The sequence below is a fragment of the Dysgonomonas reticulitermitis genome, assembly GCF_054601275.1.
The window spans coordinates 1-8,322 of sequence record NZ_BAAHWU010000080.1 but is presented as its reverse complement, the minus strand read 5'-3'; the positions used below and the strand labels follow the sequence as shown (position 1 = coordinate 8,322).

Here is an 8,322-nt window from a genome sequence, read left to right as displayed (position 1 = left end):
CATTGAGGTAGATATAGAGCTTTCAAACCAGTTGGAGTTATTCTGCTAATCATCCTGCTCCTAATTTTATAGCAAAAACTTTGTCCTATTTGCATTGGGCTAAAGTTCTTGTTCCACAAAGCAGATGAGAAAAATGAGCGTTGCTTATACGGAACTCAGGTTATTTGTTGCATTTAGCAGTTCAGATGTTAAGAACCGTTGAATTCTTACATCTCAAAGACAATGATTCTTCTTTGGTATCTGTTAAAGCCATAGAAGAGTTTGCAGAAGAATGGAGACGAATGGGATTAAACCGTTCAAAAAAACCACCCTACGGTGAAGAGAGCAAAAGTAAATTGATGAGTTCGGCGATTAAATGGCTCAAATACATTGGCCGGCTGGAGCCACTGATTGATGATTCTGTCCCGATTTTCAATGAATTGTTCAGAAGGGCGTACACCCGAAGGAAAATGGTTACTGCTCCTTTATTGAAAGAACGGGTTGAATACCTTCAACACTGGAAAGATAATGGCGCAGCGAAAAATACGTTAAGGGTAATTGCCGAATATGAACTTCATATCATTAAATATCTTTCGATTACCCATTTGAGAATCATCAGTTCCGGGGAAATAAGAAAAGCTTCTCAAATATGGGCTAAGGAAGAAAATGTTACAAGAAGGACTATCGAATATTCTCCCAATAGTGAGATGCTTTTTGTCAGGTATGCCAATGGCTGGTTGGAGTTCATGAACTGCCTTAACAGAGAAAAGGAAATGTATCCTTTTGAAGATATGGCGATTGAATACTTAGATTACTTGGTGTACACTCGTGGGTATTCAACCACGACTACCAAAAGCAGGTACAAAGTATTAAAGAAAGCATTCCATTTGTTAGGTAAACAATGCTGTGCATTATCACAAGTAACTCCAATACATATAGATCGCATTATCACTGACATGAATGAGGAGAGGAAGATATCCAGACGAAGCATTGCTGATTTGGCTACCATTCTCCGTTCATTTTTCCAATATGCAGAGCAGAAAGGGTGGTGTTTTGGAAATATTGCAAATTCTATCAAATCCCCACGTATATATTCTGAAGAAACTATACCGTATGCCCCCAAGAAGGAAAATATGGAACTTGCCGTGCAATACTATAATAACGACAAGAAATCGGCAATCAGGAATTATGCCATATTGCAGATTTTAGTGGTTTATGGCATACGGACTTGCGAATTGACTAACCTTAAATTGGAGGATTTGGATTGGAGGAAAGAGCTATTATACTTAAAAAGAGCGAAAGGATGCCGTCCCCAGAGTTTTCCATTGGTAAGGTCTGTAGGGGATGCTATACTTCGTTATATCAAGGAGGTAAGACAAAATGAAAGTCATTCCGAATATGTATTTCTTTGTATGGACGCTCCATACAGACCGATGTCAACTTCCGCCGTTTATAAAATTGTAAGTGATAGTCTTAGGCAACAGAACATAGTTCTGAGGTATTATGGTGCGCATAGCCTGCGTCATGGGAGTGCTACTCTTTTGGTAAATTCAGGTTTTACGATGAAAGAAGTCAGCGAATATTTGGGACATCAATCATTAAACACTACCCGTATTTATGCAAAGGTGGATCTTCTTAATCTAAGAAAAGTAGCAGATATAAATTGGGAGGGTTTGTTATGACTATAGGAGAAATCATACCGGCGTATATAACTTATCGACAGTCACTCGGAGAGAAGTTTAAAACTAACAGGAACGTCTTGACCGGATTTTGTCGATACGTCGGATCTGATGTTGAATTGGCTTTGGTCGATTGGAATACCATATCTGAATATTTATATGCACCAAAAGGAATAGTTACCTCCTTCTGGTTTGGTAAATACTCTGCATTGAAAGGTTTCTATACATGGGCATTATCAAGAGGATATGTTACAGAAGTTCCGTTATCACATGACCTGCCGAAACGACCGGCGCATATAATCCCATACATATATAGCGATCACGAGCTTAAGTCTTTATTTGACAGTGCTTTGATATATCAAAGGAGAAAAGGACACATGATTCCTTATGTGACACAGACAATCCTGATAATAACATATGTATTAGGATTAAGAAAACAGGAGGCATTGGTTTTAAAATTGAAAGACGTGGATATGCAGGAATCATTGGTGGTAATCCGTGAATCAAAGTTCTATAAATCAAGAATCGTTCCATTTAATGAAGATGTGAAGCACCGCCTGGAAGAATATTTGAAATGGCGTGAGGAATCCGGATTTCCGCAAGAACCGGAATCGGCTTTATTTGTAGATGACAGGGCATTACCGGTTAACATCCACACTTTTACTGCTTGTTTCAAACATATCAGGAAAAGGCTGGGATAGGCAGGGATGACGGTGGAATTTATCAACCAAGAATCCAAGATTTACGCCATACGTTCGCCACAAACAGATTGAAATCCTGGTATGTGGAACAAAAAGACGTACAAGGTCTCTTGCCGATATTGTCTTCATATTTAGGGCATACACACCTTGCTCATACATCAGTTTATCTTTCAATGACTTCCGACTTATTGGAAGAAGCATCTAATCGTTTTGAAAATTATATAGGTTATGAATGAACAAAAGAAATATTTAGGATATTGGATAAAACGATTCCTTTTAGAATACATTATAAGTGTAAGGAATCTCTCCAAAAACACACAACTTAGTTATAGAGATACATTTAAGTTGTTGATACCTTTTATATCAAAAAAGGAAAAGACAAAAGCGGAAGATATTTTATTGGAGCATATAACTCCTGAAAGCATCGTTCTGTTTCTGTTGGACTTGGAGAAAAATAGAAAATGTTCCATATCTACAAGAAACCAGAGACTGGTAGCCATATTTTCGTTGTCCAAATTTGTTGCCCAAAATGCTCCTGAATATGTGGAATGGAGCAGATTGGTACATACTGTCCCTGTCAAGAAATATCAGAAAACGGTCATAACCTATTTGGATAAAGATGAAATGGATGCCTTGTTGGCAGCTCCTAACCGGAGAGATAAGCGAGGACAAAGGGATTATTCTCTACTCTTGTTTTTGTATAATACCGGTGCACGTGCTGAAGAAGTCGCAAGTTTAAAGATAGCTGATTTAGATATGGAGAAAAAGGTCGTATGTCTTCATGGGAAAGGAGATAAACTAAGGAGATGTCCCTTGTGGAAAAGTACGGTGGAAGAACTAAAGATGCAAATTAAGAATCGAAGTCCTTCCGAGAACGTCTTCATGAACAGGCTTAATCAACCGATCACCCGTTTTGGTATTTATGCTATTGTTGAGAAATACGTAGAAGTAGTCGCTCTAAACAAACCCTCAATAATGCAGAAACGAGTAAGCCCGCATACTATAAGGCATACTACGGCTACTCACTTGCTACAATCAGGCGTTGATATTAATACAATTAGGGCTTGGTTAGGTCATGTATCTATCAACACGACCAATATTTACGCAGAAATCAACCTGAAAATGAAAGCTGAAGCTTTGGCTTGTTGTGAAGTGGAATCTATAACAAATAAAAGCACGAATTGGAAGGAAGATGATAATCTAATGGCATTTTTAGATAATCTGTAGATATAATTATGTGTTGTTAGGATTTATCAATAAGTTAATTACAAATGTGTTATTGATCGAAAAACGGTCAATAACACATAAGTAGTTACACAACATTTGGAATAAAGCTGATTATAAACTAACATGCCGGCGGCATGCGGCCGTTAGCCGGCGGTATTATCCTTTTGTACGGCTAACGGCCAAAAATCATAAGTAAAAACCAATCGAAAACAAAATGAAAAAATTCACGTCATATTTTATATACACGGTACTGCTCGCATGTACCGTATGTGCCTGTAGCGGCGATATTGATATTAAGCAGGATTATAAATTCAAAGTTACCCACCTGCCCGTACCGAAAAAGATAAAGGCCGGGGAGGCTGTCGAAATACGGCTGCTGATCGAGAGGGAGAGGTTCTTCAGGGATACAACATATAAAATGAGGTGGTTCCTGTTTAACGGCGCCGGTAGCATCCGGTTTGAGGATGGGACGGCATTGCTGCCAAATGATTATTATCCGCTGGATAAGGACAGCTTCAGGCTGTTTTTCAGGGCGGAATCGAATGACACGCAAAGCTTCGAATTGTACTTCTTCGATGACAGGGGAAACAGCCATACGCTGTCCTTCTCATTTGTAAACGACAGCGGAGGGGAGGAAAAGCAGGAGCTATGACAGCCATTACCCGCATCCGCTTACCCGGATAATATTACATATCTTCTTATTTTGTAATACATTATAACAGCATATTAATTATGGAAAAACCAGAAAGGAACATATATTATTTCCTGAATATAGAATTAAAAGACAGCGGCGATATATTAGCCCGGCTCGACCGTTGCGGGCTTAAACCCGTCTCCGACGCAAATGATAACTGGCTTCCGGACCGCATCGGCGAACTAAAGGAAATCGGCGCGGACAGGACATTGTTTTTCATTAGTAACGGGGAAATAAAAAAATGGTTCCGGGCCCATGAAAACTTCCATTTCGAAAAAGACGACAATTACCCGGGAGGTATCGGATACCTGTTAAATGAAGTGGGCGTATCTGTACCTTTAGAGGAAATCCCGATAGTTACATTGGACGACTTTATACGGCAAGGTAAAGAAAATGTCGGGAATACCATAAAAGCATACCTGGATATTCTGGAAAATTCTGGCGGACAACCGGCCGGCACTTTTAAAGTAAGTGAATTAAACTGTTTCTCAGCTATCAGGGAAGAGCAGGATATCAATATGATTAAATACGGGTTTTTATCAAAAACACACTCCAGGGATTTACCGGATGAACGCAAAAGTGAAAAGGTTTCCCTCGAAGCGGTCAAAGCGGACCCTTGTAATATCGGCTATGTGCCGGAAGCATCCCTTACCCCTGAAATAATCGATTCCATCATTGAAAACAGCAGGGATAACGATACCTGTTTCAGTAAAATCAGCCCGGATAAAATAGCGGACGGCCAGTATTTAAAAGCTGCCGCGACAAATGCTTCCCTTATCAAATATTTACCGGAACGTCTCCGGTCAAGGGAAGTGTATGCACAAGCCGTATCGGATAATGCCTGGAATTTAAAGCTTGTACCGGAACAATTCAGGGATAAGGAAATGTATGGAACGGCAATCAAATCCATATCAGATTCAAAGCGTTACCTGGATTACATGGCTATCAGGCTGATTCCGGATTCCGGGCTGGTACTTAATTTTCTGAAAGACAACGGCCCGAAATACGGCGCTTATAATATTATCAGAGAAATCGACGCTTCTGTAATGAACGATAAAATCGCGTATGAAGCTGTAAAACAGGATATCCGGTGCGTCGGGCACATACCTGAAAACCTTGAGCGCAATATCAGTATTATTACGGGGATATCCGAAAAAGAGATACATAACATCAGGCTCATCATAAGGTCGGGCCCGGGTGACGAATACTGTTTCAGGAACCTGTTTTATAAAGACAGGACGGAAGCTGTTTCATTGGCCGCAGTTATGAAAGACGGGTATAACCTGGAACATGTACCGGAGGAGTTAAGGAGCCGGAAGATCATTAAGGCCGCGTTAAAGGATAATGTTGAAAGCTTACAATTTATTCCGGGAGAAAAAAGATTGACACAGTATTATACTACGGCATTGGAAAGCGATGGCAATGCTTTAGCGTATTTTCCGGAAAGCCTGAAAACACCCGGGAATTGCCTGAAAGCGGTAACGGATTCCGGAGACGTATTGGCATTTGTCCCGGAGAACCGCAGGACCCGTGAAATATGTGAAACAGCATTCAGGAATACCCTTGGACGGGGCTCCATGGACTTTTCCATACTGAAGCATATCCCGTATCCGGATTTATACCTTGAGGCTGTCAAATTACCCAAAGCGAATTCCCGCCTGAAAGAAATACTGCCATATCTGAATCCGGAGCTCATTGATGAAAAAACGGCGGCTTATATTGTAAGGAAGGAACCACGGTTATTCGCGTCTTTACCGGATAAACCGAAAAATCAAAAAATCTGCAATATTGCCGTAAAAGCCGACCGCACGCTGCTGGCGTTTACTCCCCATGAATTCATCACGGAGGATATATGCCGCAGGGCTTTCAGCCAGGACCCCGGATGCCTGGCATTAATCCCGGAGGCAGCCAGGAACGAAAGGATATGCTGCCTGGCTTTGGAAAACTCAATGTCGGTAAAGATACTGGACTACTTCCCGGTGAAAGCATACACAGATAAAATTTGCGAACAGGTTATAACCAGATTCCCGCAGGCGCTAAGCCGCTACATCCCGGAAGAAAAAAGGACGCCCGGCTTATGCCTGATGGCAGTATTAAAAGAACCCGGACTGGAAAGGTCGGTTCCCGGCAGTGTAAAAAACGCACCGGACCTGAATATATACAAATTCAATTCGATATTATCCGCTAAGGTGATGGATAAGCTGGATTATAAACAGGTTAAGGATCTGTATGAGGGCAAAGAAATAAATGTATCGAAACTCAGGACGGAAAACGGGATTGAAACAAACCTGGCTGTCCGCTTCAACAGGAAAAAAATGACGCTGGACTATAAGCCGGCATTCCAAAATACGGTTCAGCGGCCGGAAGTGAAAGACCGGGAACCCTTTCCCCGGATACGCAGGCGGCAGGGATAAAGCATGGTAACGGTCGTTGGTACGGACGCATGTATAAAGGGTTATATCAGGAATATATCATTGTTTCGTAGAGTTTGTGAATTTATGAATTTGTATTAAGATGGTAAAGCCTGCGGTGTGATACCGCAGGTTTTATAGTTATACCTTATGGAAATGGCATAATAAAAACAGGGACTGTTTATATATCCCTGTTTCTCTTTGTATATATCATATAACCGCCAACGTTGGCGAATTTATTCTCCTGCGGCCTGCTATGCTTTCTGCGTATAAAACCCGTTCAGGCTGTTCAACTGGTCTTTGACAAGGTTCACTTCATCACCTACTTTCCGGTTCAGTATCTTTGCGTAAATCTGAGTCGTCTTGATATCCGTATGCCCTAGCATCTTGGACACGCTCTCTATCGAAACGCCCTTGGTCAGCATCAGCGTCGAGAATGTATGCCGGGCAACATGCGTTGTCAGCTTCTTATGTATATTGCAGATTTTCGCGATTTCCTTTAGGTACATGTTCATACGCTGGTTCGTGTCAAGGGGCAACAGCCTATCCGGATGGAGGCCCCTGTATTTGCTGAGGATGGAAGACGGCACTTCCAATAAAGGAATATTCGCCTGTACCGACGACTTCGTCCGGTTGACCTGTATCCACCTGTTTCCTTCGGCATCCTCGATTATATGGTATTTAGTCAGCTTATAGGCGTCTATATATGCCAGGCCCGTGAACGCGCAGAATATGAACATATCCCGCACCCGTTCCAGGTGCTTCGACTCGAAATGCCATTCCAACAACAGCCTTATTTCGGGCTCGATCAGGTAGTCCTTACCGACAGGCTTCTGCTTCAATCCGTAATCAGCAAAGGGATCGGCGTATATCAGACGGTTCTTATAAGCGTCGGATACCACCTGCTTCAAATAGCGCAGGTGCTTGACCACGTAATTATGGCTGTAACGGCAGTCGGCGCGGTAATACAGGTCGAGGCTGCTAATGAATCCGTAGTCCACAGACGCAACGGGATAGTCGTCCATGCCGTATTCCTTCCGTATAAAAGCAGACAGCACCTCCTTCGCATTCTTATACTTGCCCAGCGTCCTTTCCCCTATCGTATTCCCTACAAGGGCAGCTTTCTGGCTGATCTTCCGGTCATAAAGCTTCAACAGCATATCCCCTTCGTCCGTCTTGCCCAGATACGCGCATTTCAACTGTTCGGCCGTCACCCTGCCGTATTTGCCGAACAGGTCGCGGTAACGCTGCTGGAGCACATACCTTATATCTTCCAGCTGTTTATTCACTTCCCGCGCCGCATGGCCGTTACCCTTGGCCCGGTTGTTCTTCGCGTCCCATAACTCCCCGCTTACATCCGCTTTCGAATAGAACTGCTTCATTTCACCGTCGATGCTGATGCGGATCATAATCGCCGACAAGCCCTTCCTGTTCACATGGTTGCTCCGTAAATAAAACGAAATCTTGAATGTACTTTTTTTCATAACCTTTTACTTTTAATTCTTCCTGACTTTGACGGTACCTTTCCCAGTCTAGCCATAGCTGATATTGATTTCCAGCGGTTTATCCCGTATTTTTCGACCAAGTTCCTTTGTAGTGGACGGTGATACAAAGTGTGTGATTTTCTTTCA

General features: G+C 42.2%; 7 protein-coding genes. 6 read left to right on the top strand and 1 reads right to left on the bottom strand.

The window, feature by feature from the left end:
• The first annotated feature begins 185 nt into the window (after positions 1 to 185).
• The 6 genes from ACYPZI_RS15195 (at position 186) to ACYPZI_RS15170 (ending at position 6,694) form a co-directional block, all read left to right on the top strand.
• Entirely contained in the window at positions 186 to 1,661 is a 1,476-nt protein-coding gene (locus tag ACYPZI_RS15195) for a tyrosine-type recombinase/integrase (RefSeq protein ID WP_459603099.1), read from the top strand.
• Complete coding sequence (locus ACYPZI_RS15190) at positions 1,658 to 2,359, top strand: tyrosine-type recombinase/integrase (RefSeq protein WP_459603097.1); 702 nt, start codon at positions 1,658 to 1,660, stop codon at positions 2,357 to 2,359. The genes ACYPZI_RS15195 and ACYPZI_RS15190 overlap by 4 nt, the downstream gene beginning before the upstream one ends.
• Positions 2,326 to 2,595, top strand: a complete 270-nt coding sequence (locus ACYPZI_RS15185; protein WP_459603095.1) for a site-specific integrase — start codon at positions 2,326 to 2,328, stop codon at positions 2,593 to 2,595. Before ACYPZI_RS15190 ends, ACYPZI_RS15185 begins: the two co-directional genes overlap by 34 nt.
• Positions 2,588 to 3,586 (top strand): tyrosine-type recombinase/integrase, encoded by a 999-nt coding sequence (locus ACYPZI_RS15180; protein WP_459603093.1) that lies wholly within the window; start codon positions 2,588 to 2,590, stop codon positions 3,584 to 3,586. The genes ACYPZI_RS15185 and ACYPZI_RS15180 overlap by 8 nt, the downstream gene beginning before the upstream one ends.
• A gap of 214 nt (positions 3,587 to 3,800) precedes the next feature.
• Positions 3,801 to 4,238: a TraQ conjugal transfer family protein gene (locus ACYPZI_RS15175; RefSeq protein WP_459603091.1), complete on the top strand. Its 438-nt coding sequence runs from the start codon at positions 3,801 to 3,803 to the stop codon at positions 4,236 to 4,238.
• A gap of 80 nt (positions 4,239 to 4,318) precedes the next feature.
• A complete protein-coding gene (locus ACYPZI_RS15170) occupies positions 4,319 to 6,694 on the top strand; it encodes a DUF4116 domain-containing protein (RefSeq protein ID WP_459603089.1) in 2,376 nt (791 codons plus the stop codon).
• 251 nt (positions 6,695 to 6,945) lie between these two features.
• On the opposite strand, the gene ACYPZI_RS15165 is transcribed toward ACYPZI_RS15170, so the two are convergent.
• Complete coding sequence (locus ACYPZI_RS15165) at positions 6,946 to 8,175, bottom strand: tyrosine-type recombinase/integrase (RefSeq protein WP_459603087.1); 1,230 nt, start codon at positions 8,173 to 8,175, stop codon at positions 6,946 to 6,948.
• Positions 8,176 to 8,322: the final 147 nt, after the last annotated feature.

Coding starts and splice junctions, on each gene's coding strand:
- ACYPZI_RS15195 (WP_459603099.1), top strand. CDS start 186: ATGTTAAGAACCGTTGAATTCTTACATCTCAAAGACAATGATTCTTCT.
- ACYPZI_RS15190 (WP_459603097.1), top strand. CDS start 1,658: ATGACTATAGGAGAAATCATACCGGCGTATATAACTTATCGACAGTCA.
- ACYPZI_RS15180 (WP_459603093.1), top strand. CDS start 2,588: ATGAATGAACAAAAGAAATATTTAGGATATTGGATAAAACGATTCCTT.
- ACYPZI_RS15175 (WP_459603091.1), top strand. CDS start 3,801: ATGAAAAAATTCACGTCATATTTTATATACACGGTACTGCTCGCATGT.
- ACYPZI_RS15170 (WP_459603089.1), top strand. CDS start 4,319: ATGGAAAAACCAGAAAGGAACATATATTATTTCCTGAATATAGAATTA.
- ACYPZI_RS15165 (WP_459603087.1), bottom strand. CDS start 8,175: ATGAAAAAAAGTACATTCAAGATTTCGTTTTATTTACGGAGCAACCAT.